The sequence below is a fragment of the Vreelandella xerophytica genome, from assembly GCF_968048975.1.
Window position 1 is genome coordinate 893164 of sequence record NZ_OZ309106.1, and the last position, 13143, is coordinate 906306.

General features: G+C 52.3%; 14 protein-coding genes. 12 read left to right on the top strand and 2 right to left on the bottom strand.

The genetic code is table 11. The annotated features are described in order from the left end of the window. Positions 1–63 precede the first annotated feature (63 nt). The 8 genes from ACWF8S_RS04170 to ACWF8S_RS04205 all read left to right on the top strand — a co-directional run bounded on the left by ACWF8S_RS04170 (position 64) and on the right by ACWF8S_RS04205 (position 5968). Entirely contained in the window at positions 64–1695 is a 1632-nt protein-coding gene (locus ACWF8S_RS04170) for a TIGR04141 family sporadically distributed protein (protein WP_447555582.1), read from the top strand. 91 nt (positions 1696–1786) lie between these two features. After that, positions 1787–2317: an AAA family ATPase gene (locus tag ACWF8S_RS04175; protein WP_447555583.1), complete on the top strand. Its 531-nt coding sequence runs from the start codon at positions 1787–1789 to the stop codon at positions 2315–2317. A gap of 105 nt (positions 2318–2422) precedes the next feature. Next, on the top strand, positions 2423–3121 hold the full coding sequence (locus tag ACWF8S_RS04180; protein ID WP_447555584.1) for a hypothetical protein: 699 nt from the start codon (positions 2423–2425) through the stop codon (positions 3119–3121). Positions 3122–3281: 160 nt separating this feature from the next. Then, positions 3282–4097, top strand: coding sequence for a hypothetical protein (locus ACWF8S_RS04185; RefSeq protein ID WP_447555585.1), 816 nt, complete (start codon positions 3282–3284; stop codon positions 4095–4097). Positions 4098–4196: 99 nt separating this feature from the next. Further along, on the top strand, positions 4197–4820 hold the full coding sequence (locus ACWF8S_RS04190; protein ID WP_447555586.1) for a LysE family translocator: 624 nt from the start codon (positions 4197–4199) through the stop codon (positions 4818–4820). Between the two features lie 142 nt (positions 4821–4962). Further along, a complete protein-coding gene (locus ACWF8S_RS04195) occupies positions 4963–5205 on the top strand; it encodes a type II toxin-antitoxin system Phd/YefM family antitoxin (protein ID WP_447555587.1) in 243 nt (80 codons plus the stop codon). Beyond that, positions 5202–5465, top strand: coding sequence for a Txe/YoeB family addiction module toxin (locus ACWF8S_RS04200; RefSeq protein WP_447555588.1), 264 nt, complete (start codon positions 5202–5204; stop codon positions 5463–5465). The genes ACWF8S_RS04195 and ACWF8S_RS04200 overlap by 4 nt, the downstream gene beginning before the upstream one ends. Before the next feature lie 104 nt (positions 5466–5569). Continuing rightward, positions 5570–5968, top strand: a complete 399-nt coding sequence (locus ACWF8S_RS04205; RefSeq protein ID WP_447555589.1) for a DUF4019 domain-containing protein — start codon at positions 5570–5572, stop codon at positions 5966–5968. 144 nt (positions 5969–6112) lie between these two features. Here the strand turns inward: ACWF8S_RS04205 and ACWF8S_RS04210 are convergent, their stop codons facing one another. Together ACWF8S_RS04210 and ACWF8S_RS04215 are read right to left on the bottom strand one after the other, a co-directional pair. Further along, on the bottom strand, positions 6113–7636 hold the full coding sequence (locus ACWF8S_RS04210) for a Na+/H+ antiporter NhaC family protein (RefSeq protein ID WP_447555590.1): 1524 nt from the start codon (positions 7634–7636) through the stop codon (positions 6113–6115). A 109-nt stretch (positions 7637–7745) separates the two neighbouring features. After that, positions 7746–8234, bottom strand: a complete 489-nt coding sequence (locus tag ACWF8S_RS04215; protein WP_447555591.1) for a TspO/MBR family protein — start codon at positions 8232–8234, stop codon at positions 7746–7748. Between the two features lie 228 nt (positions 8235–8462). Between ACWF8S_RS04215 and ACWF8S_RS04220 the strand changes: the two genes are divergently transcribed. The 4 genes from ACWF8S_RS04220 to katG all read left to right on the top strand — a co-directional run bounded on the left by ACWF8S_RS04220 (position 8463) and on the right by katG (position 12934). Then, entirely contained in the window at positions 8463–8684 is a 222-nt protein-coding gene (locus tag ACWF8S_RS04220) for a VF530 family protein (RefSeq protein WP_447555592.1), read from the top strand. A 127-nt stretch (positions 8685–8811) separates the two neighbouring features. Further along, positions 8812–9267: an N-acetyltransferase family protein gene (locus ACWF8S_RS04225; RefSeq protein WP_447555593.1), complete on the top strand. Its 456-nt coding sequence runs from the start codon at positions 8812–8814 to the stop codon at positions 9265–9267. Positions 9268–9400: 133 nt separating this feature from the next. Further along, entirely contained in the window at positions 9401–10435 is a 1035-nt protein-coding gene (locus ACWF8S_RS04230; RefSeq protein WP_447555594.1) for an alpha/beta fold hydrolase, read from the top strand. 297 nt (positions 10436–10732) lie between these two features. Beyond that, positions 10733–12934, top strand: coding sequence for a catalase/peroxidase HPI (gene katG / locus ACWF8S_RS04235; RefSeq protein ID WP_447555595.1), 2202 nt, complete (start codon positions 10733–10735; stop codon positions 12932–12934). Positions 12935–13143: the final 209 nt, after the last annotated feature.

Sequence of the window (13143 nt, forward strand, 5' to 3'; positions counted from 1 at the left end):
ATGCAGCCGGCTATATAATCACTGTTAGCTGCCAGAGCGATTTGTGGAAGTAAAGGATTGCTTATGAAAAAGACAAAAACAAGAAAAGAGAAATTATCTATATATCTTGCAAAGCCAAGTGTAGGAAGCGATGTATCCAAGGTGATTATTCTCGAGAACTCCAAGCCTCCCATCGAAATGGAGGTTCCAGGGTTGGAAGCAACACTCTACGTTAAAAAAGAACCTCCGAAGCCTCCGCCTCCGTGGACAAGGCTCTTTACAGAACACCAGGAACTTCCAGATGATTTGTTCGGTAGTAGAAGGGCGGTAGGCGCCGCATTCGTTGTAAAGCTTAAAGACAAGCTGTTTATATTAACCTTTGGCACAGGCTTCCACCTTGTTAAAAATGAAGCTATTGAAAGGGACTTCGGTCTTAGGGTGACACTTAACTCTGTTGATCCAGATAAACTGAGAAGCCTCGATAAAGCCAACTATGATCACAATCCGTTAAACTCAAGAACACAGAGTTCAATTGACCTCGGTGTGTTTGATCTTGATGTCGACTCTGAGATGGATATGTTATATGCGGTCACAGGGGCATCAAGAGTTCCTATGTTTGGTTCGCACGTAACCGGAAGAGACGCATTAACTCTTGTGCTAGACATAAATCTAAAAGGGCTGAGGGATATTCTTTTAGAAGCTTTTAAAAAATACGAAGAAGCTTTACCAAAGGAGTTTGAATGGGTCGAGAATATTCAAAGGGTTAAAGATAAAGAGCTTTTAGAAGTGCTCGACTTAGAACTAGATGATGTTTTGTCTAACAATGAGTTCCAGAAAATGTGGATTGGTGAGCCGGAAATCGTTGATTGGGAGAGTCAAATAGGCTATTCCTTCGATCTCTACCAGAAAACACCAAGGCACGTTGTATTAAAGATCGAAGACTTGGTTCAGCATTTTAAAGATAAAAGCATCCCTTTAACCACCGAAAATCTAAAGCTTCAGTCGGTCCATATCAATGATAACGAGTACAATTCAACAAAAAAATGGTCGGCTTATCGGTGTTTATATGCGGAGGTTTTAGCCGGAAAAGAGCAATATATACTTAGAAACGGACAGTGGTATATCGTCAACAGCAACTTCGTGGAGTATATAGATAAGTACCTGGAGGGATTCGACCCATACGATTTTGAATTTCCAGTTTATTCCCATGACCGGGAGGAAGACTACAATGAATTTGTAACCGGTCAATATGGGAATATTGAGCTTATGGATAAGAAGTTTATAAAAATTGGAGGCCCTTATGACAAACTTGAGTTTTGTGATCTGATTAGGGGCTCATCCGAGTTGATTCATGTGAAGTATTATAGAAGCTCATCGACGTTAAGCCACTTGTTTGCACAGGGTTTTGTTGCATCAGAAGCATTTATCAGCGACTCGGCTTTCAGAAAACGGTTAAATGAGAAACTACCCGACTCTACAAAGCTTAAATGTACTGACAGTAGGCCTGATCCTAGTAGCTATAGGATTGTTTATGCAATTGCAACCAATAGATCTGTGCCGAAAGAGTTGCCATTTTTTTCCAAAGTTACACTGAAGAATGCTTTAAAGACACTGAAAACGTTAAACTACAAGGTCTCCGTTGCTGCGATAAAGGTCGACCCTTTGCTAGAGGTAAAGAAAAAAGGAAAACCAGCAAAAGAGAAGAAGCTAACCTGACTACGAACTTGCAGCTAACCAAGTGCTGCACACGGACAAAATTTACGCTGCGCTACAATTTTTCCGGTGAGCACGGCGTTAGGTCTCTACGATGCACATTCTTATTACCGGCGCAGCAGGCTCCGGAACCAGCACTCTCGGCAAGGCACTCGCCAAGGAGCTGAATGTTTCTTTTCTAGAGGCCGATGATTTCTATTGGTTAGAAACTGATCCGTCTTTCACGAAGAAAAGGCCTGTAGTGGAAAGACGGAAGCTGATGATCTCGAGTCTGAAAAAATATCTAGACGCAGTTGTATCAGGATCTGTGATGCAATGGGGCTCGGAAATTGAGAATGCTTTTGATGTAGTGATCTTTCTTTATGTGGAAGCACATATCCGCGTGAAGAGGTTGAGGGAAAGAGAGGTCCATCTTTTTGGCGCTGCAGATCCTGACTTTCTGGAATGGGCGGCACAGTATGACCAAGGAACGGCGCCGGGACGAAGTCTAACCAGACACCGAGCATGGCTGGAAGAACGCTCATGTCGTGTCATAAAGTTAGAAGGGGCAATGTCAGTGTCTGAGCAAATAGAAATTTTGAGGCAAAAAGGCCTAACCAGTCGTTCAAGTTCGCTACGGCCCTGACGGGCCTCCGCCGGACCGCCTTGTCTTCGCTCCGCTCCGACAAGGCGGCCGCTTAACATTGGCGTTATGCATGTTTGGCCACCAATATAATAAGGCGTATTGTTCATGATTAAAAATAGCTCGCAGAGCGCGTTCGCATTGATAAAGTTCTTTAGCCAAAAGGAGCATTATCTAAGCTTTTTAGCGGGAACAAGTTTGTTTCGTACACCTCATTATTACCGTATTTGTGAAGATATTGGTAGAGGTGACCGAAATGAATCTTGCATACTATTTTATGATAGAAAGCTTGGCGGAGCTAAACCTAAGTTCATTAGGCCAGATGGCTTGGAAATGACTGACAAAGAGTTTGAAAGCGTATTAGTTTATCCTATTCATGAACAACATGATGCTTGGATGCAGTCTTGGGCGATTATAGGCCCTCACAATGATTTTGAGGGGGCTTTGGAGCAGATGCAGCAAGAATTCGGGCTGTTTTTCGTTATTTTGCCCGCGAATAGAATTAAGGACTACGTACGGTTAGTAGAAAAAGCTAGTGGCTTAAAAGTCAGTTTTGGCGCTGTTCAATATTCAGAAGATCCAACAGAGCGCTCGCTGACAGTAAAAGATTCCAGATTTAGCTATCAAAAAGAGTTTAGGTTTTTTGCCGGGAAGTGCCCCAAAGGAGAGTTGGAAGAAAAGTTTTTTGAATTACCTGAACTTAGAAACTTGTTGTTAAATGCTCAGAGTTTAAAGCTTACCTCACCAAATGGTGTTGTTAAATACTGTTCAGTTGGACACGGTCGCACAGTAACTGTGAAATCCTGACGGTTGTTTAAAAAACAAGCATAACAAAGCGTTTAAGACAGATTCGCAACGCTCGGCATTTTCGGTTTGATTCTGCTTTAGTGTTTACGGCACAATGGTTTAGACAGGGTGGTAGCGTTGCTCACTACTTAACGCGGCGTTAGTGAAAAGGAGAGATTAATTGACATCGAATGCAAGTGTCCAGTTTCACATGCGATTTGTTACAGAGAAACATCAGGAGCTTATAAAATCGCTTGATGAATTAGTAAACAATTTGGTTGGTGAAAAACTGGAATCTAAGAAGACAAAGGCAAAAGTATCGCTACAAAAAGCCAATGATCTCAAAGCATCAATATCGCAGCAAGACTGTCCTTCATGGCTCCCCTCATTAATTCAAGGGCTAGGTAATTTTGTAAGTGGTCAATGGAATCAATCGCATCTGATTAGTCACCTAATTAAGAATATTGAATTAATTCGGGGAAATAAATGGGTTTTTGATAATCCCTCAGAATCAGCTTTTGATTTCGATTCAATATTCGAACACTACAAGTCTCAAAGCAGGTTGCCTGAGCTATTTGAAGAGATCATCAAAATATTAGAGGAGATTCAAGGCAGCGGTGAAGTAGATAGCGTTGCAATGATGACTGCTTTAGGGAAAGTTATCGCAACTCTAAAGAAGAATAAGAATGGCTCATATTTCTCTATCAACAGCGCATGGTCATTTTTAATGTCATTTCTCAAAAACTACATGTGGGCCGAACTTGCTAAAGTTCCTGTTCTTGGCACGGCCATGGAGGCTCTAGAAAAAACAATTAGTGAAACGAACGAAGAAATGTTCAAAGTTCACTCAGACGTTCAATCTGAAATGAAGAGGGTCGTAGAGAGCGAAGTAAAAGCGTTAAAGCAGAAAACTGACTTTAGATTTGCAGGTTACGACAAGCATGGCGGGGAAATTCCCAGTCTCGAATTTAAGCCGGCGGTAGACGAAAGTGCCTAGCACTAACAAAGCCATCAAAGGCGACGCTCGTACCTCGCGCGCTTTATGGCGGCGTTAGAATAAATAAATTGGAATTTACTTTTAAATCGGATATTTATAATGGAAATAAATTATATTTTAATTATCACAGCTGCTTTCTTTGTAGTTGCTAGCCCTGGCCCAGCCACTTTATCAATTGCAGGGACATCTATGAACCGAGGTCGTTTACATGGAGCAACTCTGGCAGCTGGTATTTTAACTGGGTCTTTATTCTGGTCGTGTTCTGCAGCATTTGGCCTTAGCGCTATTATGTACACAAATGCATGGTTGTTTGAAATTGTAAGGTATATTGGAGCATGTTATTTAATATTTTTAGCCTACAGGGCAGCTCGCTCAGCAATTAGCCAAAAAGACATGGAAATAAATAGTATTCAACACTCTAGTTTAATGAAGACATATCTTCGAGGTGTTGCAATTCATTTAACTAATCCAAAAGCAATTTTATTTTATGGGTCACTATACGCCATAGGCATACCAGCAAATACAGCTCCAGAGGACCTATTTAAAGTAATAGGTGTTGTTGGCTTGGAAAGCCTAATAATTTTCCAGTGTTACGCATACGTATTTTCAATATCTAAAGTTCGCAGAGTATATTTAAAGCTTCGTCGATGGTTTGAAGCATTTTTTGCCATTATATTTGGCGTCGCTGGTTTTAAAATATTAACAGCTAAGCTCGATACTTAGTAATTCTAACAAGTGTGTCAAATCGACGCATTTACGCTGCGCTTCAATGCGCAATTTACACAAGCGTTATACGGAGCGTTCGTCTTGACGTACGTACCTTAAGGCGTACACTTCCCATGAGGCAACATATAGGAGGTGCGTCATGACCGCAATTACTGCCACTGAGGCGCGCAGTAATCTTTACCGGTTGATCGACGAGACCGCCGAGTCCCACCAGCCCATCGCGATTACGGGTAAGCGAAACAATGCCGTGCTGGTATCGGAAGAGGATTGGTCGGCCATTCAGGAAACACTGTACCTGCTCTCCGTGCCGGGTATGCGGGAGTCGATTCGTGAGGGGATGGACACTCCGGTGGATGAATGCGATGAGGAACTGAACTGGTGACATGGAGGTTGGTTTACACCAAGCAGGCGCAGAAGGATGCCAAAAAGCTGGCATCCAGTGGCCTCAAGCCCAAAGCCCAGGAGCTTCTAGCGCTGATAGCTGAAGATCCCTACCGTAAACCGCCTCCGTTTGAAAAGCTCATTGGTGATCTTGCGGGGGCCAATTCACGCCGCATCAATATTCAGCATCGTCTGGTCTACCAGGTACTCGAGAGTGAGCGAGTGGTAAAAGTTCTCAGGCTCTGGAGCCACTACGAATAATGTATAACTAACCGCTGCTGCTGAACAATTTTTCCACTGCTGTGCGGCTTCAAAATTGCCGTAAAGTATCGCGCTATGTGCCAATTTCCCTGAGGAGAGACTTCATGAAAAAAGCCTTTTACTTGGTTTGCCTTCTTATTCTTTCACAACCAGTTTTGGCAACTGATGATACTCAGATGGAGTCCGCTTACTTATGGCTTGAAATGATTGATGCGGGTGACTATGAAGAAAGTTGGCATCTGGCGGGCTCACTGTTTCAGGATCGGTTATCAGCTACTCAATGGGTAGATGCGTTAGGGCAAGTGCGCCAACCTTTGGGTGAATTAGAAGATAGAGAAGTCAGCAGTACAACGTTAGCTGATTCCTTGCCTGGTGCTCCTGATGGGGAATATATGGTCATTACCTATGCTTCAAGTTTCGAGCATGAGGATAATGCGGTCGAGACGGTAACATTGAGGAAGGAGAGCGAAGAATGGCTACCCGTTGGGTATTTTGTTCGTTAGTACATAAAGCTTGTCAGTAACTCCTGCTCATGGGTCTCGCTTCTTATGGACGCTGATGCGGGGATTATCAAACCTGTTTCATGAGCCTGTGAATCACTCCGGACATTTGCTTAGCAAACGCCCGGAGTAGGTTTACCCGCTGTGCTAACGCTTCCTCAACCGCCCCAGCGCTATCAACACCAAGAACTGCACCACCATCCCTGCCGCCAGCAGTATCCAAACCGAATCAATCACCATCGAACCCACGTACAGCAGCCCGCTGATGCTGGCAGGCACCAGCGCGTAGGGAATTTGCGTGCGCACGTGGGCGATATGATCCGACCCCGCGAAGATCGAGGCCATGACCGTGGTATCGGAAATGGGCGAGCAGTGGTCGCCGAAGATCGAGCCGGAGAAGATCGCGCCAATCGCCATGCTGACCAGCGCCATGTCGCCGCCGGAAAGCTCGAACGCCAGCGGCACGGCAATTGGCGTGAGAATCGCCATCGCACCCCAGGAGCTGCCGGTGGCGAACGAGATCACCATGGCGATCAAGAAGATTAAAAGCGGTAGCAGCGCGGGTGAAAGCCAGTCGCGAGTGGCATTGATCACGTGCTCCCCTGTGCCCAGCGCCCCGGTCACGGTGCCGATGCTCCAAGCCAGTACCATGATCACCAAGGCCGGCAGCATGGTACGAAACCCGGCCAGCAGCGTCTCTTCGCAATCTTTCAATGTCTGGCGCTGTAAAAGCGCCATGACCATGCCGGTGCCCACCATGGCGAACGCTGCCCAGGAGAGCGCCACGCTCACGTCGGTATTCTCCAGGGCGTCCATGACGCTCGCCCCTTCGGCGCCGCCGCCGGTGTACCAGAGCCCCCAGCAGGCAACGCTAATCAGCACCACCAGCGGCAGCAGAAAGTGCCAGAGCCGCCCGCGGCCTTCGGGCACCTCGCCCAGGTCCGCATCCACGTTGGAAAGCGGCGTATCGCCGGGGGCGACTAGATCCCCGGTTTCCTCGGCCCGGCGCTGCGCTTTTGCCATCGGGCCGAAATCCCCGGCTAGTAGAATCATGGGTACGGAGGCCAGGCAGAGCAGGGCGTAGAAGTTCCAGGGAATCGACAGCAGAAAGAGGCGGTAGGGCTCCGCCGAAGCGAAGCTTAGCCCCACCAAGGCGCCGGCAATTAATGAAACCTGATAGCCGATCCAGTCCGAGACTGGCCCCAAGGTGGCCATGGGGGCGGAGGTCGCGTCCATCACCCAGGCAAGCTTCTCCCGGGACTGGCGCTGGCGCGCGGTCAGATCCCGGGTGGCGTTACCCACAATGACCGAGTTCACGTAGTCGTTGAAAAATATCACCATGCCCAGCGCCCAAGTGAGCAGCAGCGAGGCGCGGCCGGAGTGAATACGCTTGGCAAGCGCGCGGGCCAGCGCTTGAGAGCCGCCGGTGCGGTGCATGAACGCCGCGCCCGCACCCAGCAGCGCCACCAGCACCAAAAAGCGGGCGTTCCACTCGTCGGTCATTACCTCGGCGAACCAGTCGAAGGTCTGGCCTACAGCGGCGATGGGATTACCCGCCACCAGCCAGCCGCCCAGCCAGATACTGACGAACAGCGAGACGTTCACCCGGCGGGTGGCGAGTGCCAGCGCCACGGCGGCGATGGGCGGGAGTAGTGAGATGAGGGCATCCATGCGATCGTTTCCTGTTGTTGTACCAGGCTTTATTGTTAGCACGCTAAAAGCGCTACATGCAAAGGTGCTAAGGTAAAAACGATCACAATCGCTAGGTCTGGCTAAACGATCACCCGAATACCTGCGGATTGAGCTGCCACACGCTCCAGGTCAGCGCGCAGGCCAGGCTTACCCAAGCGAGATAGGGCACCAGCAGTACGCCCGCCAGCGTCTTGAGCCGCCAGAACATCAAAAGCGTCACCAGAATCAGCACCCATAGCGCCACCGTGCCGATGAATGAAATGGCCCCCAGGTTCCAGACAAAGAACAGCCAGCTCCACAGCGCGTTGAGCACCAACTGCACCAGAAATACCGCCAGCGCGGGACGCGCGCCGGGTTCGCGCCAGGCAAGCCAGGCGGCGATGCCCATCAGCCCGTAGAGCGTCGTCCACATCGGCCCGAACAGCCAAGTGGGCGGTGCCCAAGCAGGCTGCTGAAGGCTTTCATAAAACTCTGCCGCGTTGATGGAAGCCACAGCACCGATGGCGGCGGCGATGTAGGCTACTATCAACCAGCTGATGAGACCTAGAGTCTGTTGCTTGCGAGAAATCGCGCGCATGGGAGTGCCTGCTAAAGTCGGGAAAACTGTTTCAATGGTAATGCAGCATGGCAGGCTCGGCCATGGCCGATAACGCGTGGCCCTGTCGCGTACAATTTACCGCCAGCGCTTTGGCTTAATCATCAAGCTCCGCTTTTCTCAGCTCAAAAGGTTACTCTGTTAAAATAGGTTATTGGTCGCCTGACAGCTTCGAATAGGGCGTTTGAAATAAACACCGGGAATGACTTGATGAACCATCCGCAACCCAACGACCCCTTGCACGGTTTGACCCTTGAAACGATAGTGACCCGTCTGGTCGAGCATTACGGCTGGGAAGGCCTGTACGAAAAAATCCGCATCAATTGTTTTTATAATGATCCTTCCATCAAGTCTTCGCTTAAGTTCCTGCGCAAAACGCAGTGGGCGCGGGATAAAGTGGAAGCGCTGTATATCACTACGTTCAGCAAGTAATACGCTCTGCCATGTTTCGATCAGGGATATTCGTGGCATAAGGCGTTGGGCTGCGTTTCTGGCTACTTTGGTGCCACCAGTGCTGCTGATTCATGGATGACGTAACGATCAAGACAAGGAGCCGCCAATGGCACTGCATTACCGCTCAGCAAGTCTGGATGATCTGGAGAGTTTGGTCGCCTTGCTTGCTGCCGACCCGTTGGGACGCCAGCGAGAAGATGTATCCATGCCCCTGAACGAGTCTTACATCGAGGCGTTCAAGGCCATCGCGGCCGATCCAAATAATCTTCTGCTGGTCGCGGAACTGGACGGGCAGTTGGCCGGTATGCTCCAACTGACGTTTACCCCGTATCTGACCCACCAAGGCCGTTGGCGCGCTTCAATCGAAGGCGTCAGAATTCATGAAGCGTTTAGGGGGCAAGGGTACGGCGAGAAGATGTTCGCGCATGCCATCGCGCTGGCCAAAGAGAAGGGCTGTCATGTCCTTCAGCTCGCAAGCGACAAGCAGCGCCCTGATGCCATCAGGTTCTATGAGAAGATTGGCTTTAAAGCCACCCATGAAGGGTTCAAGCTCGCGTTATGAAGCATTGAGGGATCAGGCGGGTAACATTGCGCTCACCCAGTATCTCTTACAGTACTCGCTTGAAGTAGTATGCCCGAAAATTGCTGCCATACTCTTCCCTGTCACTGAATCCATGGACGAGAGGAGCGACACAATGATACGCCCACTGTTTACACGCACGTTTCTGGCAAGCGCTGTTGGCGCAGCACTGGCCATAGGCACTATCGGTAGCGCCACCGCGGACGATGCGCCCACTTTTGATGGCGAGCTGTCCGGCTTCGAGTACGCCTACCCGGTCGAGCGGTTCGAGTTCGAATCCCAGGGTCAACAGATGCAGATGGCTTACCTTGATGTTCAGCCCGAAGAGGGCAACGTCAACGGTCGCACTCTGGTGCTCATGCACGGCAAGAACTTCTGCGCGGGTACCTGGGAGGCCACCATCGAGGCGCTGGTGGAAGAGGGGTATCGCGTGATCGCGCCGGATCAGATCGGCTTTTGCAAATCCACCAAGCCCCTGCACTATCAGTTCAGCTTTCATCAACTGGCGCACAACACCCAGGCGCTGCTCGATGAGCTGGGTGTCGATGAGGTGACCGTCATGGGCCACTCCATGGGCGGCATGCTGGCCACTCGCTTTGCGCTGATGTACCCGGAACACACCGAGCAACTGGTCATGGTCAACCCGATCGGCCTCGAGGACTGGAAGGCGCTGGGCGTGCCGTACCAGAGCATCGATGAAGGCTACGAGAGCGAGCTTGAAACCAACGCCGAAGGCATTCGCGACTACCAGCAGTCCACCTACTACGTGGATACCTGGGAGCCCGAGTACGACCGCTGGGTCGAGATGCTGGCGGGCATGTACGAAGGCGAAGACGGCGAATTGGTCGCCTGGAACCAGGCGCTGACCTCGGACATGGTCTTCACCCAGCCGGTAGTGCACGAATTTGGCGATCTCGAGGTACCCACGCTTTTGCTGATCGGCGAGCAGGACAACACCGCCATCGGCAAGGGGCGCGCCCCGGAAGACGTGCAGGACACTCTGGGCCGCTACGATGAGCTGGGCGAGCGGACTCGCGATGCGATACCCGAGGCGACCCTGGTCGCGTTTTCTGATCTTGGCCACTCGCCGCAGATTCAGGCGCCGGAGCGCTTTCACGAAGAGTTGATCAAGGGCCTTGAAGAGCAGTAACCCCTGAGCCCGGGGCGAGCGGTCAAATCCGCTCGCTCTTGTACGCCGTCTAAGCTGATTTTACCAAGCGCCAACCTGCTGAACGGCTTACTTAACATTGATTACCTTGACGCCCTCGCTATTGAATCCTTCACTGTAGGTTGATGGTTTCAAGGTTGAATCCTTCATTAACGTGACGGCTTATAAAGCGCTTTCAGCGAATTCTGTCGCAGCTCTGGCAGTGTTGGCAGCACCTGACACATCCAGACTTTCGGCCTGCACGCTGGGTAAGCCCATCATCTAGTCGAGGAGAATGACGTGTCTGATCCAACTCCCAAGCGCCAGGAGTGGGGCGCGCGTACCACGCCCCGCCTGCAAGGCAACGAGCACTGGTGGCCCGACCAGCTCAACCTCAACGTTCTGCACCAGAAACACCCGGACGCCAACCCCTTCGACGAGACCTTTCGCTACAGTAAGGCGTTCGCGAAGCTCGATGTCGATGAGCTCTGCGCCGATATCGATGCCCTGATGACCGACTCGCAAGATTGGTGGCCGGCGGACTGGGGGCACTACGGGCCGTTTTTCATTCGCATGTCCTGGCATGCGGCGGGTACCTACCGGGCAATCGATGGTCGTGGCGGCGGCGGTACCGGCGCGCAGCGCTTCGCCCCGCTCAACAGCTGGCCGGACAACGGCAACCTGGATAAAGCCCGCCGTCTTCTGTGGCCTATCAAGCAGAAGTACGCAGAGTCGCTCTCCTGGGCCGATTTGCTGGTGCTTGCCGGCAACCGGGCGCTGGAAACCATGGGCTTCAAGACCTTCGGGTTCGGCTTTGGCCGCTCGGATATCTGGGCCCCAGAAGATGACATCTATTGGGGCCCGGAAGCCGAGTGGCTGGGCAACAAGGATGAGCGCTATACCGGCAGCTTCGATGAGGGCGACCGCCTGCTCGACAACCCGCTGGCCGCCGTCCAGATGGGGTTGATCTACGTCAACCCGGAAGGCCCCAACGGCGTGCCGGATGCGGCGAAATCTGCCAAGGACGTGCGCGAGACCTTCGCCCGCATGGGCATGAATGACCGCGAAACCGTGGCGCTCACCGTGGGCGGGCATACCTTTGGCAAGATGCACGGCAACGGCCCGGCGGATGCCGTGGGCGGCGCACCGGAAGAAGCCAAGCTTCACGAGCAGGGCGTGGGCTGGGCCAACACGCACGAAACAGGCCTTGGCGAGTACACCATCACCTCCGGCCTGGAAGGTGCCTGGACCCCCACGCCGACCAAGTGGGACAACACCTATCTCGAGACCATCTTCTCCCATGAGTGGAAGGTCACCAAATCCCCGGCCGGCGCCAACCAGTGGGAGCCGGTGGAAGTGAAGGACGGCTTCTGGGTACCCGATGCCCACGTAGAGGGCCGAAAGACGCCGCCGGTGATGAACGCCGCCGACATGGCGATGATCGTCGACCCGGACTATCTCAAGATCTCCAAGGAGTACCGCGAGAACCCGGAGGTGCTGGCCGACGAGTTCGCCCGCGCCTGGTACAAGCTGCTGCACCGCGACATGGGGCCGCGGGAGCGCTATCTGGGCCCGCAGGTTCCCGCCGAGATGCTCGTCTGGCAGGACCCGGTGCCCAGCCATGAAGGGCCGCTGGTGACGGACGAACAAATCGCCGCGCTGAAGCAGCAAATCGCCGATGCCGGGCTGACCGCCCAGCAACTGGTGGGCGCCGCCTGGGCCTCGGCCTGCACCTATCGCCAGACGGACCATCGTGGTGGCGCCAACGGCGCGCGCATTCGCCTTGAGCCGCAGACTGGCTGGGATGTCAACGTAAGCACTGGTATGGCCAACGTGATAGACCAGCTCGAGAGAATCAAGAAGAACGCGGATGCCAGCATTTCCCTGGCGGACATGATCGTTCTGGGGGGCAGCGTCGGCGTGGAAATGGCCGCGCAGGCGGCCGGGCATGATCTTGCGGTGCCGTTCACGCCGGGTCGCACCGATGCCTCCCAGGAGATGTCCGAGATCAGCACCCAGGAGTATCTCGAACCCCGTCACGATGCGTTTCGCAACTACATGCAGGCGCAGTCCACCTCCATTCCCGCCGAGCACCTGATGATCGACCGGGCGTTCATGTTGAACCTGAGCGCCCCGCAAATGGCGGCGCTTCTGGGCGGCATGCGGGCCATCGGCGTCAATGCCGGTGACGACAACACCGATGGCCTCTTCACCGACCGCCCGGGTCAGTTGACCAATGATTTCTTCGTCAATCTGATCGATATGGGCACCGTCTGGGAGCCGATGGACGATGACGAGCAGCGCTTCGTGGGCCGCGACCGCAAGAGCGGCGAGACGAAATGGACCGCCACGCGGGTGGATCTGGTGTATGGCTCGAACTCGCAGTTGCGCGCCATTGCCGAGGAGTTCGCGGCCAACGGCGGGGAGCGGCATATGCTCCACAAGTTCGTATCCGGCTGGGTCCGGGTCATGGAGAACGACCGCTTCGACCTTCACCGGTAAGGCTCAGGTCAAAGCAGGGTGAGAAGTGACAGACAAGCGCGGCAGAGGCAACTCTGACCGCGCTTTTCTATTGGCCTGTGTAACGTTAGGCTTGTATTAAAGCACAACGGATGTTCAGCAATATCCAACCGAGGCAGGGAGGCCAGATGCAAACGCAATGGGTAACGGTCGGCGGATGTTGCCGGTAATAGCGCGCGGGAGCGGATGAG